This window comes from Blautia sp. An249 (genome assembly GCF_002159835.1).
In the GTDB taxonomy this organism is placed as follows: Bacteria; Bacillota; Clostridia; order Lachnospirales; family Lachnospiraceae; genus Blautia_A; species Blautia_A avistercoris.
Genome location: NZ_NFJL01000014.1, coordinates 63,442 through 85,908, shown reverse-complemented (window position 1 = coordinate 85,908; position 22,467 = coordinate 63,442). Strand labels below are relative to the sequence as shown.

Sequence of the window (22,467 nt, the reverse complement as noted above, 5' to 3'; positions counted from 1 at the left end):
CTTTCTCCTTTCATGGCGCACCAGCTGCGCCAATAATGGTAGATTCTCCAGGAATGGCATCTATTTGTTTTTCCAGGAATCGATCCGTTCTTCCAGAGAACGTCTTTCCTGGGGATAGGTATAAATGTAAGCGTCAATCACTGCGGATAAAAGAGGTTCCAGTTCCTCTTCCATTTCCAGTCTTGTCGGCACCTTACAGGCCACATTGAAAATATCCGCACCAATCTTATCCTGCAGTTTCTCTTTATTTAAGGCCATCATTCCAAGGAGAGTGGAACCATAGGTTCTGTCGTTTTCACATAAATACAAATATAATTGTCCCATATGGTAGCACTCTTTATACAGGAGTTTCCGGGTTGCTTCATCTTTTTGCTTCAGTTCTTCAAAATTTAATTTTTTCAGAGCCTTGCGGATGTCCCGTTTCACACCCCGGTATCCGAAGATTCCGGTGGTATTATCTCCGGCGTATTTCATAACCATCCATAACTTCAAAAATCCGTCTGCACGCTCGTTTTTATTCTGGGATTTCTCCCGGTAACGCGCCTCCCACAACTCCATTCGGATCGGATTACCTGCAGGATCTTCTCCGGCTGCAATAGACTGCTCCAGCAGTTCTTTTCTTTTCATAGGATCCGTTTCTTTGTAATACTGTTCTAAATATTTTTTCTCCTCTGACATACTTCCTCCTAATGCCTGTCTTCGTAAGTTAATTCTGTCTCCGCCATGGAAAGAGCCTCGGCGATGACTTCATCCATATCCATATACCGGTACATACCCAGACGCCCTCCGAAAAGCACTCCCGGTTCCTTCAGGGCTTTTCTCTCATATTTGGCAAACAGTTCACTGTTTTTGGGATCGTTAACAGGATAGTACGGTTCCTTTCCCTGTTCCCAGGCAGCAGGATACTCTCTGGTAATCACTGTTTTGGGTTGAACTCCGAACTCGAAATGTTTGTGTTCAATAATCCTGGTATAGGGAACTTCATAATCCGTGTAATTTACCACCGCGTTTCCCTGATAATTACTCATGTCCAGAACCTCCGTTTCAAAACGCAGGGACCGGTATTCCAAAGGTCCGTAACAGTAGTCATAGAACTCATCAATCATGCCGGTAAAAAGTACCCTGTCAGCCTTCGCCGTCAGTTCCTCTCTTCTGGCAAAGAAATCCGTATTCAGGCATACCTGAACACCCTCCAGAAGTTTTTTAATAATCCTGGTATAGCCTCCTTTGGGGATTCCCTGATAAGGATCCTTAAAGTAATTATTATCATAGGTATAACGCAGAGGCAGCCTCTTGATAATAAAAGCAGGCAGGTCTTTGCACTCCCGTCCCCATTGTTTCCGGGTATAGCCTTCCACCAGTTTCTCGTAAACATCCTGTCCCACCAAAGCCAGTGCCTGCTCTTCCAGGTTTTTCGGATGCACAATGTTCATTCTTGCAATCTGCTCCTGGATTTTTGCCTTTGCCTGCGCCGGTGTTTTCACTCCCCAAAGAGCATGAAAGGTGTTCATATTAAAGGGCAGATTATACAATTCATCTTTATAAACTGCAATGGGGGCGTTTACAAAATGGTTAAATTCTGCAAACTGGTTCACATACTCCCAGACTTCTTTTCTGGACGTATGGAAAATATGCGCCCCGTATTTATGAACCTGGATTCCTTCTGTTTCTTCTGTATAAATATTTCCTCCAATGTGCTCCCTTTTGTCGATAACCAGACAGGTTTTTCCGCACTTTGTCGCTTCATGGGCAAACACTGCGCCGAATAATCCGGCTCCCACAATTAAATAATCATATTTTCTCATTCTGCCACCTTCTTTCTCAGCGTTATTCCTATTATAACAAAAACTTCTGCAAATGAACAGAAGAGGCTGTTCTAAAAGGTGATTTTCCCTTTTAAAACGGCCCCTTTGTTTTGCAGCTTCTATTTTCCTGCTACCTGATCAAAAGTTTTCAAAATTTCTTCCGATGGTTTCTTTGTCGTAAGACTGAAAATTACAATGCATAAAATACTGATTACGAAACCAACGGCAAGGGAATACAATCCTGTACTGTTTCCCAGAGTTTCTCCGGAAACCAGCGGAATATAGTCCCAGATAATAACAGTAAGTCCCCCGGAGACAATTCCGGCAACGGCTCCCGGAAGGTTAGTTCTTCTCCAGAACAAAGATAAAAGAACCACCGGTCCGAAGGCGGATCCAAGACCGGCCCAGGCATTGGATACCAGATCCATGATGCTGTTATTCGGATCCCAGGCAATGGCAAAGGCAAGCACAGCCACTACGATAACGGTGATACGGCTGACATTCATAACCTTTTTATTATCCGCATCTGTTTTAATGAAGTTGTGATATAAGTCTTCTGACACTGCAGAGGCTGTAACCAGAAGCTGGGAATCAGCCGTGGACATAATTGCAGCCAGAATTCCGCACAGAAACAGCCCTCCTATAAACGGCAGTGACAAGTCAGACATAAATACTTTCTGAATCATTTCCACAAAAACGTTTTCCGCGGAAGTACCGTTTTCTCCCAGAAGTACCGGATACAGATAGGCTCTTCCCAAAACCCCGATGATGCAGGCTGCTCCCAGAGAAAGGATAACCCATACAATTGCAATGCATCTGGATTTTTTCAGTTCTTTTTCATCCCGGATTGCCATGAAACGGGTCAGGATGTGCGGCATTCCGCAGTATCCCAGTCCCCAGGCAAGCTGAGAGAAAATCTCAATGGGAGTGTAAGGTTTCCCTCCGCTGTAGAACAAATCCAGATACTTTCCTGCTCCGCCGGCTACCTGGCTCTGCTCCAGTAAATCCACAAGACTTCCCGGCATTAAGAAATACGCCACAATGGGAACCGCAAGCAGACCCACAAGCATCAGAGAACCCTGAACAAAGTCCGTCACGCATACCGCCATGAATCCGCCCATGAAGGTATAAACAAGGATAACACCCGCTCCGATTGCCAGAGCCAGATGATAATTAATTCCAAAAACCGAGTTAAACAGTTTCCCTCCTGCCGCTAAAGCAGACGCTGTGTACACCAGGAAAAAGATTACGATTACAATGGATGAAATCAGAAGTAAAATTCTCTTTTTATCTCCGAAACGATTCTCGAAAAATGCCGGAATCGTAAGGGAGTTGTTCGCAGCAATGGTATACTTTCTCAGTCTTCCCGAAATAAAAATCCAGTTACAGACTGTTCCGATAAATAAACCGATGGCAATCCAGGCCTGGCCTGTTCCCAGTGAGTAAATCGCTCCCGGCAGACCCATTAAAAGCCAGCCGCTCATGTCAGATGCCTGGGCAGAAAGCGCTGCCACCCATCCGTTTAAGCTTCTTCCTCCTAAAAAATAATCTTCTGTACTGCTTGCAGTTTTCATATAAATAATTCCGATAACAATCATTAACAGAAGATATGCGACAAAAGCCGATAATACGATAAGTGTTGTACCGTCCAATCTATCCCCTCCTTTATTCATTCCTTCCTACTTTAACATAAGACAGTCTTTGTTTGCAAGAAAGAATTAAGGAAATCCGGACAAAATCTGCACTTATCTCTTTAAATACCGGTTTTTCATGTACCAAATCAGGGTTTCTTCCCCATAATCAGATAAAATCCGAAGCAACGCCTCCAGATCCCTCCGGGTATCTTTATGAATAAACCACAGTTTCTGCTTTCCTTTCATAAAATACTTCAGAGGTTCTTCCTGTGTATAAGCATCCCCCAGATACGTTCTGGAAGCGCTGATTCGATCCATCACCATTTCCGCCACATATTTTTTCGGCATCCGGGTTCCCCCGATAACCGTATCTCCCTCCAGAGTGTAGTCCACCCAGTGTTCAAAGTGATGTTTGTTTCTCCCTTTATGGTGCAGCCAGGAACGGGACACTCCCGTATCCTCCCTCTCTGCATTATTGGGGCTTCTGGTTCCCTGATAGTATTTGCATCCCACCAGAAATTCCGTGGGCGAATATTTGGATAAATCGTGGAGAAGCCCCTGTTTGTATAATCCTATACGAAAACAATAGTTCATTACCATCCACTTATGTTTTGTGATTGTTTTAAAATGAAGCCATGGATGCATCTTTTTCTCTCTCCTGTCTGCTTAACAGCACTACGATAGAACGAGGCTGCACGGTTAATACTCTCTGATTTTCCAGCTCTTCGGCCTCTTTTTCCCTGTAAATTCCGGTTCCGGAAGGATCACTGGTATCAATGACTTTCTTCCACTTCATTTCTTCCGGAAGATTGGGAAGAGCCAGCTCTCTTGGCTCCCAGTGGAAATTATAAGCCACGTAAATATCGTCGTCCTTTTCCTGATTCTCCCGTTTCGCATAAGCGCCGCAGTACATGATTCCCAATACGCGGCAGGTATTGTCAAAACTGGTATACCAGGCTCTCTGACTGTGGTAAGACATATCGGGGCATCCGTATGCCTGGTAATCCATTCCCTTTAATTCCTCTTTCATATGGAGAATGGGATGTGCCCTGCGAAAAGCAACTGCCTGTTTTACAAAATCCCGGAGACAGGTATTTTTCTTTTCTGCATTCCAGTTTACCCAGCCCACAGGATTATCCTGGCAGTAGGCATTATTATTTCCCATCTGGGAATTCCCGAACTCATCGCCTCCGTAAATCATGGGTGTTCCCTGGGAAAGTAAAACCATCAGAAAAGCATTTTTTATCTGTCGCTCCCGCATCTGACGTACAGAAATTTTCCTGCTTGGTCCCTCCACTCCGCAGTTCCAGGAATAATTGTAGCTGCTGCCGTCCTGGTTGTCTTCTCCATTTTCTTCATTATGTTTATAGTCATAAGAAACCATATCCATCATGGTAAAGCCATCCTGACAGGCCATATAGTTAATGACTCCGCAGTTTTCGGGGTTTCTCTTGATCCGGTAAGCGGCTCCCTGTAAAGTGTCCTCATCACTTTTTAAGAAGCGCCTCATATCCTGTAAAAATCCCATGTTGTACTCTGCCAGAGTCTTATCTTCCGATCCTGTTGCCAGGGTCTGACCGGGATCAAAATTTGTCATCATCAGCTTGGTTCCCGCCAGCATGGGATCCCTGGATAGCAAATCTGAAGGAATGCCTTCTCCCACCAGGTGGAACCCGTCAACCCGGTATTCCGTCTTCCAATACCGCAGAACTTCCAGCACTCTCAGAGGCGGAACGGAAGCCGGGAAATAAAATTCCATGATACAGGCGATTCCTTCTTTATGGAGGGCGCGGACCAGTTCTTTAAATTCACTCTGGGGATATTTTCCTGCACAATAAGCGCTTTTCGGAGCGAAATAGAATCCTTCCGTATAACCCCAGTAATTAATTTTCTGATGTTCGGTCCGTTCCACCACCATCTCTTTTTCTTCTCTGTCCCTCATCTGGTATGGAAGGACTTCCCAGAATTCATACGCGGGCATCAGCTCCAGGGCATTGATTCCCAGCTCTTTCCAGTAAGGAATCATTTCTGTCAGCCCCTGAAAGGTTCCTTTTTTCTTAATCTTTGTACCGGCCTGTTTCGTATATCCCCGCACATGGATCTTGTATAAAATCATATTGCTGTAAGAAATCTCCGGCGCCGGGGTATCTTCCCAGTCAAATTCTTCCGGTTCCGGAAAGGCACATCTGACCTTGTGGGGATGCTCCAGATCTTCTGGTTTTCCGAAGTTCTTCCTTCCCACCACCGATACGGCATAGGGATCCTGACATATCTGTCCGTTGATTTTGTAGTTATACTCATAATTTTCCGTCTTAAGACCCGGGAGATAGACTGCCCCCATCCGTCCGATCCGCATGGAAAATGGGATAGGGATTTCTTCTGCTGCTTCTGCCTTTCCCTTTTTATAAAGCAAAAGGGAAGCCTCTGCTCCTTCCGGAATTTCCACGGCAAAGTTGCAGCCGTCCTTTTCTTTCTGAACGCCTGGTCTCCATGGAGAGCCCGGCTTTACTTCTCTCATCATTTTTTTCTGCATGTGTTTTCCGCCTTCCCTGCTATTCTTAATTCATTTCCAGCTCTACCGGACAGTGATCAGAACCCTGTACTTCTGTGTGTATCCTGGCTTCCTTTAACCTGTCCTGCAGACTGTGGGAGGTGAGAAAATAATCGATTCTCCATCCCGCATTTTTCTCTCTGGCTTTAAAACGATAAGACCACCAGGAGTAGATTCCTTCTGTATCCGGATAAAAGTAACGGAACGTATCAATATATCCGTTTTCTAAAATCCTTGTAAAGCAGGCCCGCTCCTCGTCTGTAAAGCCTGCATTTTTTCTGTTGGTTTTCGGGTTTTTTAAATCAATCTCCTGATGAGCCACATTCAAATCACCACAGACGATCACCGGCTTTTTCTCCTGAAGCTGATTCATATATTCCAGAAAAGCCTTCTCCCATTCCATCCGGTAAGAAAGACGGGCCAGTTCTGACTGGGAGTTAGGTGTGTAGACAGTAATCATATAAAAATCCGGATATTCCAGAGTAATGACTCTTCCTTCTTTGTCGTGTTCTTCTATTCCCATTCCATAAGTCACCGTTTCCGGTTCCTGTCTGGTAAAAACAGCCGTTCCGGAATAACCTCTCCGATTGGCATAATTCCAGTACTGATAATAGCCCGGCAAATCCAGATCGACCTGTCCTTCCTGGCATTTTGTTTCCTGAATGCAGAAAATATCCGCATCAATGTCATGAAAAAAATCTAAAAATCCCTTCTTTAAACATGCACGTATTCCGTTTACATTCCAAGAAATTAATCTCATTGTCTGCAGTTCCTTTCTTTTCTAGTCTCGATTAAGTACAAATCCTGCGCATAGCGTCGTAAATCCCGCCTTCATCTGATGCCGCAGTCATAACTGCCAGTGTATCGCCGGGCAGAAGAACCGTATTTCCCCTGGGAATCATTTCCCTTCTTCCCCTCTGGATAGAAACCAACAGGCAGTTTCCCGGAAGTTTTAAATCTTTTACCTTCTTTCCGGACGCTTCGGAACCATGACGAATCACAAACTCCAGAAGCACCTTTTCCTGATTTTCCGGTATGGTATTCCCCTGTCTCTTTAAAATAGCATCCAGAAGGCTTTCATAGATCGGATCCGAACGCAGCCAATTGGCTACAATATACGCCACAATGGATACTATGGACAGGGACAACATCTGGCTGACGGACCCTGTCATCTCAAAAATCAATATAATTCCTGTCAGCGGCGCCCGGACAATAGCCGTAAAGTAACCTGCCATAGATAGTAAAACAAAGTTGTTCACATCTGAGGGATCCAGTCCGAAAAACTCCACTCCCGCCGTACCAAAAGCCCCTCCGATAAGGGAGCCCAGTACCAGAAGGGGAAAGAAGATACCTCCCGGTGCGCCGGAACCAAAAGAAACGGCCGAAAACAAAAACTTGCCCACAAAGAGAAGCAGCAGCACTCCCAGTGTCCATTCTCCGCTGGTAATGCTGGTCACCATATTGTTCCCGCTTCCCAGCAGTTCCGGGACGGTAAAGCCCAGCACACCGGCCAGCAAAAAGGGAACCATCATCCGGGTCAGCGGATTCAGATACCGGCAAGTCTGCATCAGGCTTTGAATCTTCAGCATGGCCTTATTATAAAATGCCCCCAGCACTCCCAGCAGCGCTCCCAACAGCAGCAGACTCCAGTATAATTCCGGTTTCAGTTCAAACCCTATGTCAAACTGAAATACCGGTTCAAATCCCAGAATATTGGAAGATAAATAATCGGCTGTCAGTGACGCGGTCATCACAGAAACAATAACTGCTGCGGAAAAACTTTTATGTATCTCCTCCAGAGAGAACATAATGCCCGCCAGAGGTGCGTGAAAGGCAGCCGAAAGCCCTGCGCTGGCACCACAGGTTAAAAGAAACTTTTCTTCTGTGATTCCCCGTTTCGTCAGCCTGGAAAATCCCTTCCCTGCCATTGCTCCCAACTGTATGGACGGACCCTCCCGCCCCAGAGACAGGCCGCAGAGCAGGGACAGAAATCCTCCGGTAAACTTCACCAGCAATACTCTCCACCAGCAGGGATCCAGTTTCCCTGTCATCTCCCCTTCCAGTTGGGGAATTCCACTTCCGGAAGCCATTGGCTCCCACTGGACCAGTTTAGAGACCACAAACGCTGCACCTGCTAAAATCACGAACCAGAGTCCCGTGGTAAGGGGACTTTTCTGCATATACTGCAGAATTGCCTGCAGAAAGGTATCCGCATATTTCAGTGCAACCCGGTATAAAAGCACTACCATACCGCTGACTGCACCGATAATAAGCCCTTCTCCAATTAATGCCCCCTGAAAGTGTTCCGTTCTGTTTAGTAAATGGGGTGTCGTCTTCTGCACATATCTTCCTCCCTCATAAAGACTCTCAGCGTCTCAAATTCATTGAGCGTTCTACAATTAGTATACAATCGCGCTGTAAAAAATGCAAAGGATATTTCCCCTTTGACTCCTTGCAATTTTCCCTTATTTCTGTTACAGTTATTGCAGCCTTTAAAATATAAGATATAAAAGTGAGGATCATTATGAGTAACGAAAATTTTGATGCAAAGTGCAGCCCGGCTGATTGCGCCTCCTGCACAAGTAACTGCTCTTCTAACCTTTCCGGCAATCACAGCACCATCACTTTAACCATGGATGACGACACAGAAGTAACCTGTGCTATTTTAACAGTCTTCCCCGTAGAAAAAAATGAATACATCGCCCTTCTCCCGCTGGACGAGAACGGTCAGAACCATGAAGGAGAAGTTTATCTGTACAAATTCAGCCGTACGGAAAACGGGGATCCCATGCTGGAGAACATTGAAGACGATGACGAATATATGGCTGCCGCAGACGCTTTTGATGAAGTACTGGAAAAAGCCAGACAGGCAGAGGAAAACGGAGAACCTCTGGAATAACTGGAATAAAAAGAGGACAAGTCCTCTTCAACTTACATAAAAAGAAACCGACTCCTAATCGTCAGCTTTGAACTGACTTTTGGTAGTCGGTTTTTTTGTTTTTCATTCCGGCTGTCCTTTTCTCTCTGCCTGCAGTGCGGTCTGAACTGCCGAAAGAGCACTTCTCTTCTTCCGGGTAAGCAGAATTCCTGCAGTAAGAGCTGTAAAGGGCGCCACTGTTACAAGTCCGAAACTTCCCACAACTGTATCCAGCACTTCCGCTGCCACATACTTATAGTTCATAATATGGTCAATGGGAGTTCCCTGGGCCATAAATACCATAAGTAATGTCACATATCCACCGGAATAAGCCAGTAAAAGAGTGGTGGTCATAGTTCCCATAGCTGCCCGTCCCACATTCATTCCTGATTTTGCAGCCTCTTTCCAGGAAATATCCGGCTTCTTCTCTACAACTTCATGGACAGCAGAAGTAATATCCACTGACAAATCCATCATAGCTCCGGAAGCTCCGATAAAAATACTGCTCATAAAGATCGCAGTCAAATCCAGATTCTGAAATCCGCTGTATAAAAGAGACTCGGAATCGGGCATTACCGCTCCGTTAATTTTAAATAAATCTGTAAACAGCATTCCCAGAATACAGGTTGTAAAAATTCCCAGAAGGGATCCCAGGGAAGCTGTAACTGTCCTCCGATCAAATCCATATACGAAAAAGATAATCATTAAAGTAAGGAAGATGGTGATGATAATTCCGATCCAGATGGGGGAATATCCATTTAAATACGCCGGAACCAGAATCTTCCAGAGTGTCAGAACCGTAATGGCGAAAGAAAATATGGCAAGAAACCCGTTCTTTCCGGCCACCACAATTAACAGCAGAGCAAAAGCGGCAAAAAGGAGTACTTCTTTATCCAGGCGGTAATGATCCGACATCACCACCGAATTAATCTCGTCACCCTGATAACTGATTGTCACCAACGCCTTCTCTCCCTCTTTATAGATCTTGTCTTTTTCCAGAGAGCCGCTCAGGAAGTTTACTCCTGTCATCTCTTCTCCCTGAAAGATTCCATCCTGAATCTCCAGTGTGCAGGACTGCTCGCCGGACTGAATCAGTCCGGAAGATTTAATGGCTGAATTGTCTGTCTTTGTTATAAGGGCGGTGGCTCTTTCCATGTCCTGATAAATCAGAGCATCCTCATAGCCGGTCGGAATGGCTATGAGGATACCAATCATCATGATTCCAATGAGAATCATCAGGAACAGGGAATTTTTCTTTGGAAAAAATACCTGTTTCATTTCTTACTGTACTCCTGTCAATGCTGCAACTTTGTTATAGATTTCCGTGTTGTCATAATATCCGCTGAAACTTTCCTGTCCCACTCCCTGGGCCAGAACTTCTACAGGAAGACCTGTATGTGCATAGGATCCGAAGTTTACGCCGCTTTTGTTATTCAGAATATGGGTGATCGTTACGGTCAGAGGTTCATAGCTTCCGTATTTTACATATTCATCCTGGGCGAATTCTTCTTCCTCTCCCGTTCTGGTCATGGTTGTGTCATAGGCTTCTTTCAGTTTATCATATTCATACTGTGTCATTTCCAGGGTTCCGTCGTCTGTAGATTCCGGATGTTTGTCTGCACTGTCTTTCTGTGAAGTCTCCTCTGCACCCTGAGCGGATGGCGCGGACAAACCAAATAATTCGGTTACATCTTTCATCACTGTATCAAAGTCTGTCTTTTCTTCTTTATATTTTGCCACATAGTCAGAATCATACTTTGCATAAGAAATTTTCTGGTTATTAAAGTTAGTCAGGAAGGTATCATAGTCTGTTCCTGCATATCCGATGGTCAGACCACCGGTTTCATGGTCGCCGGTAACCAGAATCAGCGTTTCTTCCGGGTGTTCGTTATAAAATTCCAGGGCTTTTCCCACTGCTTCATCCAAAGCGATGGTATCTGAAATTGTGGAAGCTGCATCATTGGCATGACAGGCCCAGTCAATCTTTCCGCCTTCTACCATCATAAAGAAGCCGTTGTCATTATTTAACATTTCGATCCCCTTTGCCACATAATCTGCCAGCGCCCATTCGCCCTCTTTTAAGTCCATATCATAAGCCATTGCGTCGGAATCAGCCAGATGTTCGTCCACAACGATTGCCTTTCCGTCTTCTGCCTTCAGGGCTTCTGCTTCTGCCTGTGTTTTCACAACTTTATATCCGCTCTTTTCTGCAAGGCTGTACAGATCTTCCTGTTTCTCATCTTCCCCTGTGGGATCCAGAAGAGCTCCTCCCGCAAAATAGTCAAAATTACTTTCAATTAACTCTAATCCGATGTCATAGTAATCGTTTCTGGATGCCTGATGGGCATAGAAGGCCGCCGGTGTGGCATGATTCATATTTACGCTGGAGATAACTCCTATCTTATAATCCTTCTGCGCTTTTAATTTCTCTGCAATGGTTTCGTATTCCTGACTGAAGTCTGTACTCACATTGATGCTTCCGCTCCAGGTCTTGTTTCCTGTGGCAATGGATGTTGCCGTAGAAGCAGAATCCGGCGCAAAGGAAGTGCTGTCATAGGTCTGAGCGGAACCGGAAACCGGAAAATTCATCATATTCAGATTGTTTTTGCTGCTGAGAACTTCCTTTTCTTCTCCCTCCACAGTAACTTTTTCTGCGGATTTCTTAGCTTCATTGGCGCTGACAAAATAATTGGTCAGCTGAATCTGGGGATAACTCATTCCATCTCCAATAAATAAGAAAACATATTTAGGTGTTTTCCCCTGGGTCTGCGCCTCCTGTGCCTGGGCATCCTGAGCTGCTGCTTCTACTGTGTATGACAGATTACCTGTAATTACTCCTGCTGTCATAATCGATGCCAATAATAAACCAAATGCTCTTTTCTTCATCATTTTCCTCCTAAATTGGTTTTCTGAAACATCTACAGTATAGAAAAAAAGAACCTCTGGCTTCTATCCGTTTTTTGTAAAGTAAATGAAAATTATTGTAAAAAAATCGCCCGGAAAGAAAATAAAATTTTACTTTCCGGACGGTTTTCCTTTGCTATCTTTTTAATTCCACACCGTTTGTGTCATAATTTCCCCATAAATTGCTTCCGTCTGCCATTCGCACATAGGGCCGTACCGTATAATAATAAGTCGTTCCTTTTTTCACGGTTGTATCTTTATATTGCCGTACATTTTTACCAACAGTTGCCAGTGTTTTCCAGCTTTCCCCTTTTGTTTTACGAAAAACCCGGTATCCCGTCACAAAAGTATTGGCTCCTGACTTGGAACCAGTCCATCTGACACCAATTCCACCCTGAACCACAACTTTCTTCTGCCCTGAAGTATACTTCTGAGTTGCGGTTGAAAAAGCATGTCCATATAAAGAAGGAGCTGAGGGCAGTGCTGTTCCCGTAACATTTTTCTGGTATCCGCTGCACTCCGATCCTACATACGCCTTTACTGTATAATAATATTTAGTGCCCATTTTAGCTGTACTGTCACGGTATTTCTGTGTATATCGATCTACCGTTTTTATGGATTTAAAAGAAGTTCCTGCTTTTGCCTCTTTTCGGTAAATCACATATTTCTCTGCATAATCTATTTTGTTCCAGGATACATCCACAGTACAGTAATTCATAGATTTTGTTGTAACTTTAGGGGTCGGCAGGTTAACCGGAGGAACCGTGACTTTTGCACCTGCAGGATATTTTGTACACGTTCCTTTGGCATCTTCTTCCCAGAAACCTTTCACTGTATAATAGTAGGTCTTGCCCATTTTTACATTTGGATGTATAACAGCGATACTTCCTCCATATCCTTTGGAATCGCTAATATTTCCTACACCTACAAATTTTCCTCCTGCCTCTTTCTGATATACACGATAACTTTTCGCACCGTCTATTCTATTCCAGGAAATCCGAATAGAGCACCTGGTGCCTCCATTTTCCAGAACACTTTGTACACTTACCTGAGGCATCGCCTCTGCAAATGTTTTTTCGGTTTGAGGCATGTAAAACAAAACATCTAAAGGATACTTGCTGTAGAATCCGTTTGCATCCTCTTCGGAGAAAGCCTTTACCGTATAATAATATTTAATTCCATATGAAACTGTCGTATCTACGTACACATTTTCCCCTGCAGGTACAGTTACAATCCCGGCAAAATTTCCTCCTGCTTCTTTCCGGTAAATCCGATAGCTCTTTGCACTTCGGACGGATTTCCATTTAATAACTGCTTTCTCATCCTTCTCAGAAGCCGTAACACTGGTAACTGTATTTTGGAATTTTTCCTTCTCTGCTTCTTCTGCCTCTTCGCTTCCGGCAGTTACAACTTTATAATCTGTCCAGGGCGCTGTATCATATCCTTTCGCATCTGAAGGAACCAGTATAAGAAGATCCTCCGGGCATCCGAAAAAGCTTCTGTATGATGCACCGGGCGCATCCCCTTCCATGGTCAGATAACCAAGCCTGCTGCAGTATTGAAAAGCATAATTCTCTATGGTTTCTATATTTGAAGATATGGTAATACTTTCCAGTCCACTGCAGTTCCCAAAAACGCTTTCTTCTATTGTATGCAGTTTTTTCGGCAGATGGATATTTTCCAAATCGCTGCATTTACTAAATGCGCCGGAAGCAATCGTACGCACGCTGTCCGGAATCTCCAGACTCTTTAAACTGCTGCAGTTTTCAAATGCATATCTTCCGATGGAAGTAAGGCTGTCTACCATTCCCACTGTTTTTAAACTTCTGCAGCCGGAAAAAGCATAAGCAGGTATCTCTTCTACTCGTTCCGGTATGTCTATCTCTTCTAATCCTGTACAGCCAAAGAATACATAAGAATCCATTTGTCTGACGCTTTTTGGGATCTGTATGGTTTTCAGACTTCTGCAATTTCCAAACAAGTACTGAGGAAGAATTTCCAGACCACTGGAAAGATCTATTTCTTTTAATCCTGTACAACCGGAAAACGCACGAATTCCCAAACTTGTCACATTTGAGGGAAGTTCTATTCTCTCCAGACTGCTGCAGTCGGAAAAGGTGCTGTTTCCAATACTGTCTATCCCATCTGAAATAGCTATTTCCTTCAGACCACTGCAGCCGGAAAATAAATTATCTGACAGACTGCTTACCTTTTCCGGAATCTCTATTGTTTCCAGACTGCTGCAGTTTTCAAATACTCCGTTGCCAAAACTGATAATACTTTCCGGTAATTCTATCTTCTGCAGGTTCCTGCAGTTTAAAAACATCCCTTCCTGAATTTCACTTACGCCTTCAGGAATTCCCAGACTTTCCAGGCTGCCGCAGCCAGAAAAAGCGCGTACTCCTATTGTAGTTACACTGTCCGGCAAATCTACCGTTTTCAGAGAACTGCACCCAAGAAAACATTCCGCTCCAATGGTATTTACCGATTCCGGCAGTTGGATTTCATCTAATCGAATACAATTAGAAAAGGTTCCGTCTCCAATCTTCTCTATATTTCCCAGAATGTATACATCTTTCAGACTGCTGCAGCCGGAAAATACATTCTTTCCCATTTGAAGTACATTTTCTGGAATATCAATAGTTTCAATATCGCTGCACTTATTAAATGCAGATTCTCCGATACTTTCTACTCCTTCCGGAATTGTCACTTCACTTAATCCGCTGCAGCCGGAAAACGCCTTGTCTCCAATTGTTTTCATCATTTCCGGAAGAGTAATATTTTTTAATCCTTCACAGCCGGAAAACACAGAATCTGCGATTTCTGTAACTTTTTCCGGGATATAAAGCTCCTCTATGCTGCTGCAATTTTCAAATGCATTTCTATGTATGGCTGTAATACTGTCGGAGAGAGTCACTGTATTTAATCTGCTGCAATTTTTAAATGCAGATTCTCCAATACTGGTTATGCCGTCTTCCACTGTAACGGTTTTAATCAGATAGTCATAAGAACTCCATGGTGCAGTCCGGATTCCATAGTTATTCATCTCTCCTGAACCGCTGATAACCAGATTCCACTCCTCATCCAGTTTCCATATGGCCTGTACTCCGCAGCTTCCCTCTGCTTCAATCCCGTCTTCTGTTGAATCTTCTGGAACATCCGGATTTTGAATTATTTCTACCCCCTCTAAACCTTCCACATCCGTCGTTTCCCATTCTTCAATTTCTCCCAGTGTCTGCAATTCCCCGTAGCCGCTTTCTTCCTGCAAAGGTTCTTCTGTCTCCTCCTCTATCTCCTCTGTCAGAATTTCTTCCGTTCCTTCTTCCTCAGGCTGCAATTCTGATTCTTCTAACTGAACAGGTGATTCCAGTTCCGTCCCATAGACGAATCCACTGTTGGTAAACAGCAGTACCCCTGCCATTAATAAAGCAACTCCTGTTTTTCCTTTCTTTCTCATTTTCTTCCTCCTGATGTAATCTAATTACTGTTATCTTCTCACTGATTTCCCTGCTGTGTCATAACTTCCCCATAAGTTGGTTCCATTGCTTAATTTCACATAAGGACGTACTGTGTAATAATAAGTTGTTCCGCTTTTCCCTGTACTGTCATCAAAACTTCTGACGTTTTTCCCCACAGTTCCTATTGCCTTCCAGCTTCCCCCTGCTGTCTTGCGGAAAATACGATAACCATCCACAAACTGATTGGAACCTGCCTTAGAGCCTGTCCACTTTATTCGGACTCCGCCCTTATGGGTACTTGAACTAGCAAAATGCGAGATTTCGCTTAATTTGGGAGCTGAAGGCACTGCCATTCCCTTTACATTCTTCACATAATCACTGGCGGTGTTTCCGGCATACGCTTTCACTGTGTAGTAATAGCTTACACCCATTTTCGCTGTGCCATCCCGATATTTCAGACTGCTGCCGCTTACAGTTTCCAGAGATTTAAAAGAAGTGCCTGCTTTAGCTTCTTTTCGGTAAATCACGTATTTCTCTGCATCATCTATTTTCTTCCAGGAAATATCCACGGTACAGTAATTCACGGATTTCGTACTTATCTGCGGCGTCTCCAGAGAATCTATCGGTAATTTTATGGTTAGATTAGAAGGATAATCAGTTGCAATTCCTCTCGCATCTTTTTCCCAGAATCCTTTAACTGTGTAACAGTAAGTTTTTCCGGCTTCAGCCGTTGTATCTACATAAGTGGTTGTATTTTCATCCACACTTGCCAGACCGGTAAAACTGCCTCCCTGTTCTTTTCGATAGATTCGGTAACTTCTGGCATTTTCTGCCTGTTCCCACTGAATCGTCACTTTCCCTTCATTTTCTAACAGATTTATCTGCAAAAGGGTATTTTGAAATTCACATTTCACCCGTTCATCTGCTTCTGTTAATTTACTAATAGCCTCTTCTAATTTTTCTGCCTGCAGATTAATTTCTTTTTGGGAAACATCGGTCTTGTCTAAAAGGTTTTCTGTCTCTTTGATAACTTTTTCCAACGCCTGATAAGTCGCTTTTACGTGGGAATATTCTTCTTCCTCGTACCCTTTGGCTTTTTGAAGAATTTTTTCTAAAGCACCGGTATCCGTACCATATACAATTCGGTAAGAATTCCATGGTTTCTCTTCATACCCCTGGGCTTTCTCAGGAACATAGATTACCATATCTGAAGGGCATCCTGCAAAACTGTCGTAATAAGCCTTTGGTGCATCTCCCTTCACTGCAATTTCCAGTAAGCTGCCGCAATTCTCGAAAGCAGAATATTTTATTTCACTTACACTATTTGGTATTGTTATTTCCTCTAACCCGGTACAACCATCAAAAGCAGAATACCCGATCTCCATCACGCTGTCTGGGATAATTACTTCCTTTAAACTTACGCAATCTCTGAACATATTGTCTGAGATACCTGCACATCGATCAGAAAGTTCTGCTTTTTGCAAAGCACTGCATCCGGAAAATAACCCTCTCCCAACTTCTGTAACTGTATTGGGAATCGTTATTTCCGTTAGTCCTGTACATAAAGAAAAAGCATAATCGCCAATTTCTGAAACGCTCCCTGGCAAGGCGAAAGATTCTAAACTGCAGCCAGAAAAGGCGTAATCACCAATAGCTTCTAGATTCTCGGGAAAATCTATAGTATTCAGACTGGTACAGCCAGAAAAAGCATAATCACCAATAACTTCCAGATTCTCAGGCAAATCTATAGTATCCAAACTAATACAGCCAGAAAAGGCATCTTTTTCAATTTCTTTTACATCATCTGGAATTGAAACACTTCTAAGTTTTATACAATTTGCAAACATACCATTTGATAAACATTCTATACTATCAGGTAATGTTATATTTCTCAAATTTTTACAGTTATCAAATGCACCTTCTAATATCGTTACACTATCTGGAATAACTACATTTATCAATTTATCACAATTACCAAATGCACTTCCTCCTATCTTCACCAAACTTTGCGGAAGTTCTATCTCTTCTAAATTCACACAACCACTAAAAGAAACTGAACCTATTTCAATTAAATTCTCTGAAAATTCTATACTCTTTAAATTAGAACATGAATAAAAAGCTTCCCAGCCAATATAGGTTACACTATCAGCCAATACAACTGTTTCTAAATTTTTCATTGTACCAAACGCATAATTTGCTACACTGGTTACACCTTCTTCAATAATAATCTTTTTGATTAGTGAATCATATTTTTCCCAACCTTTCCGTTCTTCCATGTCTCCATTACCGCTAATATAAAGCGTTCCGCTGCTGTCTAACTTCCATATAAGATTTTCTCCGCAAGTACCTTCTGCTAATATACTTGTCTCTTCCTCAGGAACCGTTATTTTAATATCTCCCGGATACTGTGTTGCAGTTCCTTTTGCATTTTCCTCCCAGAACCCCTTTACTGTATAATAATAGGTCTTTCCGGGCTGAGCCGTTTTATCTACGTAGTTTCGCGTATCTGCATCCACCGTAATAATTCCGGCAAATCTGCCTCCTTCTTCTTTCCGGTATATTCGATAACTTTTTGCATTATCGACTGTTTTCCATTCCACCAACACCTCATTATTATCATCTGTGTTCACAGTGACTTCTGTAACCGTATTTTGGAATATTTCCTGCTCTGCTTCTGTATCCTCTGCATATAATAAAACTTCTCCTGCGGTCTCTTCCGAAAATTCTTCTTCTGGTTCTGAAAGCGCTTCTTCTAAATCCGTTTGAATATCCGCTTTATCTTCCTCCATCAGAGTTTCTTCCAGTTGTTCTTCCTCAGACAGCAGTATCCTGTCTGCTTCTGCCCCATAGACAAAACTGCCGCTGTTAATAACCAAAGCTGCCGTTAATATCAACGGCCATATTTTTTTCTTCCTCATCTTTCCCTGCCCTTTTTGCCGGAAAATCCATGGATTTTCCGGCTGTTGTAAACTTTTAGATACTTATTTTCTCGTTCCTGCAACTCCTGCGGTATTGTAACTTCCCCAGAGATTGCTGCCGTCACTTTGTTTTACATAAGCCCTCACTGTATAGTAATAAGTTGTACCTTTTGCTCCGGTTGTGTCTGTGAAACTTCTTGTATCTTTTCCCACAGTTCCCACTGTCTTCCAGCTTCCCCCGGCTGTTTTCCGAAATACCCGGTAACCTGTTGCATAACTGTTGGCCGATGCTTTGGATCCGGTCCAGGTTACAGTCACTCCCTTTGTGCTGCCTGCAGTCTTTACTGTGGGAGCTGAAGGAACTGCCGTTCCTTTTACATTCTTTACATAATCACTTGTCACATCTCCTGCACAGGCTTTTACTGTATAGTAGTAGCTTACTCCCAGTTTTGCTGTGCTGTCCCGGTATTTCAATGTGCCCTCACTTACGGTCGCCATAGATTTAAAGGAGGTGCCTGCTTTGGCTTCTTTTCGATAGATCACATAAGTTTCTGCGCCCTCAATGGAGTTCCAGCTTACGTCGATGGTACAGTAATTCATTGACTGAACTGTAACTTTTGGCGTTTCCAGGAACTCTGCCGGTATCCTTGCACTCACATCGGAAGGATATTTCGTGGTGATTCCCTGGGCGTTTTCCTCCCAGAAGCCTTTCACTGTATAATAATAGGTTTTTCCCGGTTTCGCTGTCTGATCGGTATAAGATGTGGTATCTGCTCCCAACGTGGCAAGCCCTGCAAAGCTTCCCCCGGCTTCCTTCCGATAGATCCGGTAGCTGGCTGCATTGTCTACTTCGTCCCAGGATACCGTTATGGTCTTATCCCCATTGGCGCTGGCCGATACCTTTGTAACCGTATTTAAAAATACTTCCTGGGGATTGTTGGGATCTACGGGGATGGTTACATTTACATTAGAAGGATATTTGGTCGCCGTCCCGGCAGCCCCTTCTTTCCAGAAACCTTTTACTGTGTAATAGTAGGTCTTTCCTCCCTGCACTGCCGTATCCCGGTAAGTGGTTGCCTCTGCTCCCACTGTGGCAAGTCCTGCGAAACTTCCACCCGCTTCTTTTCGGTAAATCCGGTAGCTGGCTGCTTTATTTAGTTTTCCCCAGTTTACGGATACACTGCGATCCTCGTTTACTTTAGCTGTTACCTGGGTAGTAAGGTTTGCAAACTGCTGTTCCTCCGTTGGAATCTTTACAGACACGTTCGTTGGATATTTGGTGGTAATTCCCTGTCCGTTCTCATCCCAGAAGCCTTTTACTGTATAATAATAAGTTTTTCCCGGCTTTGCCGTCTTATCTGTGTAGGAAGTAACATTGGCTCCCACCGTGGCCAGCCCCTGGAAGCTTCCGCCCGCCTCTTTCCGATAAATACCATAGCTATAGGCATTGGTAACTTTTTTCCAGCTAATCAGCGCGCTTCCGTCTCCATTGGCTTTGGCCGATACCTGCGGGGTCGTATTACGGAAAACAGTCTGGCCTGCCGGATCGTCTACTGTCACGGTTGCGCTGGCCGAAGCCTGGGGATAGTTCTTTAAAGCAGCTGTAATTTTCGCTCTTCCTCCTCTTTTGGCAGTAAGTTCTCCATTGGCATTTATGGTACAAACCGTTGGATTCTCACTGGTAAAATTAAAACTGCTGTTTTCAATCCAGATATTACTAAAGCTGTTATCAAATCCCACACGGACCGGCGCAGTTACTCCTACATCATAACTTCCGTTTACTTCCAGAAACATTGAAAAATCTTCATCATTCTCTGTGAAACTGATGTTCGTCTTTTTCCATCCGTTCGTGTAGTCCTGAGAGCTGGCTGTTTCTGCGTTTTCTGTTCCGAACACCTGTACCCAGTAGGTAACTTCATCTATCTGAACTGATCCTACGCCGAGGCTTTTATATCTCTCTGTTAAAATATTCTGCTTATGTCCCGGAGAAAGCATCCACAAATCCATAACATCTGATGCCTCACTAAAGAAGAAGGCCGTCCCCGCCGCAATGTTTTCACCCATAATTTTGGGATCTGCTGTATAACAGCCTTCCCCGGTAGGACGTGTATGAGAATAGTAAATCCCAAGCTCTGCTGCTCTTAACATTCCTGCATCAAGCAAATCCTTATCCATTTTGAGGGCTGACAGACCTCTGCTTGTCCTCTCTTTATTTACCAGTTCCAGCACTTTAAAAGCTTCGGTGTACCGCCGGTATCCTGTTACAGGTACCTTCATGATCTCTTCCTGTGCAGCTCTCTCTGCGGCTGAAGCCTGATATTCTTCCTGGCCTTCGTACACGCCCGGCGTTTCTGTCGCTTCTTCATTTAGCTGCAGTTCTTCTGGTAAAACCGGTTCTGCTTCCTCCGCTTCCTCCTCTCTGTCCGTATCCGTATCCCATTCTTCCTCTTCTTCGGACAGAAGATCCCCGGTTTCTTCCAGCAGTGTTTCTGTCTGCTCTTCTTCCGGCTGTAACTCCGGTTCCATTTCCGCGCCATAGACAAAGCTGCTGCCGGAAAGCAGCATAGCTGCGGTTATGGTAATGGCAAGGAATTGCTTTACTTTCTTTCTCATAGTTTCATCCCCTTTTCTTTTTCATAAGCTTATTTTACACCCCATCTATTTCCGCGTCTATACTCATGAAAGAAATTAAATCCTGATTTATATCCTGATTTTCTTTACAAATACGCTGCTTCCAATAAAATATGTTATAATATGAACATTCACGTGCTGACACGTAATCCATATTGCATATCAGACCCAGAAGCATCGAAATAGAACCAGGAGGACTAAACATGGATTTATTAAAGGCAATGAAGGAAAGACATTCCGTAAGAACTTATACGGACAAAAGAATTGAAGGAAACGTAAAAGAAGATTTGTTTTCGTTTACAGAACAATGTAATAAAGACAGTGGACTGCATTTACAGCTCATTCTGGACGAGCCTGACGCATTTGATAGTTTCATGGCACACTATGGCAAATTTTCCGGCGTCAGGAATTATATTGCACTTGCAGGAAAAAAGAGCAGGGACTTAGAAGAAAAATGTGGATATTATGGAGAAAAGATCGTCCTGTATGCACAGATGATGGGCTTAAATACCTGTTGGGTAGCTATGACGTACAGTAAGGGAAAAGCTAGGTTTCAAATCAATAAAGGGGAAAAGCTGTGCCTTGTAATTGCTCTTGGCTACGGAAAGACTGCCGGCATCCCTCATAAATCAAAATCCAGAGAACGGGTTATGAATGTTCAGGGAACACCGCCGGAATGGTTCCTCAATGGAATTGATGCGGCTTTGCTCGCTCCTACGGCTGTCAATCAGCAAAAGTTTACGTTTACTTTGGATGGTAATACTGTATCATCCAAAGCAGGAATGGGATTTTACAGCAAAATTGATCTTGGCATTGCCAAATACCATTTTGAAATCGGGGCAGGAAAAGAGAACTTTCAGTGGAAGTAGAAGAAAAAAAGGAACCGGATTGATATGCCCCCTGTCAAGTAGACAGGTCAAATATCTAAAATAAGATGCTCTGAATCAGTCGCACGATTTCGTGCGGCTGGTTTTTTATGCACACCACTTAGCTTTGTATTTCTCAATTCGTTTATTTTTTGCTATTGGATATGCTTGTGGGACGACAGATGTAGGACGGATTTTGCGGACATTCAAAATAAAAAAGAATGTGGAGGTAACAGACAATGGCAAAATCATTATTTGAGGAACTGGGCGGCAAATACGAAAGGCAAGGGGATTATTTGATACCGTGCTTAACTGTACCCGCCGAAGAAGAACAGGCAATAGGCATCTGGGGGCAACGGCATTTAGATTATCTAAAACAGTACCGTAAAGTTACATACACCAATCTTCTTACAAGCGGCAGGCTAAACGCCTACCTTGCCGACATCAACAGACAGGCACAGGAACGCTTTGAAAGGCTCATAGAGGGTATGAAACAGGCACAGGGCATAACGGAACAGCTAAAGGCAGAAAACGCCTTAGAATGGACAGGATGCCTCAATAACATAAGGGCTTGTGCGAGGGAGATTGTGGAAAAGGAAATTATTTTTGCATAAACAGATGATTAGTGGCAGGGGGAAATCCTGCCGCTTTTTCTGCTTTAGTTTGTCAGCTTGACAAATAAAGGGTTAAGGAATATAATTAGATTCAGTATTATACAAGGAGTTAATAAATATGCGGCAAGGTATTCTTAAATAAACTGTCAATTTGATAGTGGGAACAAAA

Annotated in this window: 15 protein-coding genes; 3 read left to right on the top strand and 12 right to left on the bottom strand. The window is 43.6% G+C overall.

The genetic code is table 11. The annotated features are described in order from the left end of the window. Window positions 1–60: 60 nt before the first annotated feature. From B5F53_RS13475 to B5F53_RS13445, 7 genes are all read right to left on the bottom strand, one after another. Window positions 61–678 (bottom strand): DUF6553 family protein, encoded by a 618-nt coding sequence (locus B5F53_RS13475; RefSeq protein ID WP_087224265.1) that lies wholly within the window; start codon window positions 676–678, stop codon window positions 61–63. Window positions 679–686: 8 nt separating this feature from the next. Then, on the bottom strand, window positions 687–1,805 hold the full coding sequence (gene glf, locus B5F53_RS13470; protein WP_087224263.1) for a UDP-galactopyranose mutase: 1,119 nt from the start codon (window positions 1,803–1,805) through the stop codon (window positions 687–689). 119 nt (window positions 1,806–1,924) lie between these two features. After that, window positions 1,925–3,457: a sodium/proline symporter PutP gene (gene putP, locus B5F53_RS13465; RefSeq protein WP_330396207.1), complete on the bottom strand. Its 1,533-nt coding sequence runs from the start codon at window positions 3,455–3,457 to the stop codon at window positions 1,925–1,927. A gap of 93 nt (window positions 3,458–3,550) precedes the next feature. Further along, the gene (locus B5F53_RS13460) at window positions 3,551–4,084 is read right to left on the bottom strand and encodes a DUF5662 family protein (protein ID WP_087224259.1); all 534 of its coding nucleotides are present in this window, start codon (window positions 4,082–4,084) and stop codon (window positions 3,551–3,553) included. Continuing rightward, on the bottom strand, window positions 4,062–5,972 hold the full coding sequence (locus B5F53_RS13455) for a Type II secretory pathway, pullulanase PulA and related glycosidase (RefSeq protein ID WP_087224257.1): 1,911 nt from the start codon (window positions 5,970–5,972) through the stop codon (window positions 4,062–4,064). Before B5F53_RS13455 ends, B5F53_RS13460 begins: the two co-directional genes overlap by 23 nt. A 25-nt stretch (window positions 5,973–5,997) precedes the next feature. Next, the gene (locus B5F53_RS13450) at window positions 5,998–6,750 is read right to left on the bottom strand and encodes an exodeoxyribonuclease III (RefSeq protein ID WP_087224255.1); all 753 of its coding nucleotides are present in this window, start codon (window positions 6,748–6,750) and stop codon (window positions 5,998–6,000) included. A 31-nt stretch (window positions 6,751–6,781) separates the two neighbouring features. After that, window positions 6,782–8,332, bottom strand: a complete 1,551-nt coding sequence (locus B5F53_RS13445; RefSeq protein WP_087224253.1) for a ClC family H(+)/Cl(-) exchange transporter — start codon at window positions 8,330–8,332, stop codon at window positions 6,782–6,784. A gap of 182 nt (window positions 8,333–8,514) precedes the next feature. Between B5F53_RS13445 and B5F53_RS13440 the strand changes: the two genes are divergently transcribed. Further along, a complete protein-coding gene (locus tag B5F53_RS13440; RefSeq protein WP_087224251.1) occupies window positions 8,515–8,889 on the top strand; it encodes a DUF1292 domain-containing protein in 375 nt (124 codons plus the stop codon). Window positions 8,890–8,991: 102 nt separating this feature from the next. Here the strand turns inward: B5F53_RS13440 and B5F53_RS13435 are convergent, their stop codons facing one another. From B5F53_RS13435 to B5F53_RS13415, 5 genes are all read right to left on the bottom strand, one after another. Continuing rightward, on the bottom strand, window positions 8,992–10,185 hold the full coding sequence (locus B5F53_RS13435) for a YibE/F family protein (protein ID WP_087224249.1): 1,194 nt from the start codon (window positions 10,183–10,185) through the stop codon (window positions 8,992–8,994). 3 nt (window positions 10,186–10,188) lie between these two features. After that, complete coding sequence (locus tag B5F53_RS13430) at window positions 10,189–11,793, bottom strand: alkaline phosphatase (RefSeq protein ID WP_087224246.1); 1,605 nt, start codon at window positions 11,791–11,793, stop codon at window positions 10,189–10,191. A gap of 154 nt (window positions 11,794–11,947) precedes the next feature. Beyond that, window positions 11,948–15,268 carry a leucine-rich repeat protein gene (locus B5F53_RS13425; protein WP_087224244.1) on the bottom strand — a complete coding sequence of 1,107 codons (3,321 nt, stop codon included), beginning with the start codon at window positions 15,266–15,268 and terminating at the stop codon, window positions 11,948–11,950. 30 nt (window positions 15,269–15,298) lie between these two features. After that, the gene (locus B5F53_RS13420) at window positions 15,299–18,058 is read right to left on the bottom strand and encodes a leucine-rich repeat protein (RefSeq protein ID WP_162610610.1); all 2,760 of its coding nucleotides are present in this window, start codon (window positions 18,056–18,058) and stop codon (window positions 15,299–15,301) included. Window positions 18,059–18,250: 192 nt separating this feature from the next. Beyond that, window positions 18,251–20,800 carry a CAP domain-containing protein gene (locus B5F53_RS13415; RefSeq protein ID WP_087224240.1) on the bottom strand — a complete coding sequence of 850 codons (2,550 nt, stop codon included), beginning with the start codon at window positions 20,798–20,800 and terminating at the stop codon, window positions 18,251–18,253. A gap of 221 nt (window positions 20,801–21,021) precedes the next feature. Here B5F53_RS13415 and B5F53_RS13410 point away from each other — a divergent pair, with 221 nt between their 5' ends. Further along, on the top strand, window positions 21,022–21,687 hold the full coding sequence (locus B5F53_RS13410) for a nitroreductase family protein (RefSeq protein WP_087224238.1): 666 nt from the start codon (window positions 21,022–21,024) through the stop codon (window positions 21,685–21,687). 236 nt (window positions 21,688–21,923) lie between these two features. After that, window positions 21,924–22,298 carry a TnpV protein gene (locus tag B5F53_RS13400; RefSeq protein WP_001129922.1) on the top strand — a complete coding sequence of 125 codons (375 nt, stop codon included), beginning with the start codon at window positions 21,924–21,926 and terminating at the stop codon, window positions 22,296–22,298. Window positions 22,299–22,467: the final 169 nt, after the last annotated feature.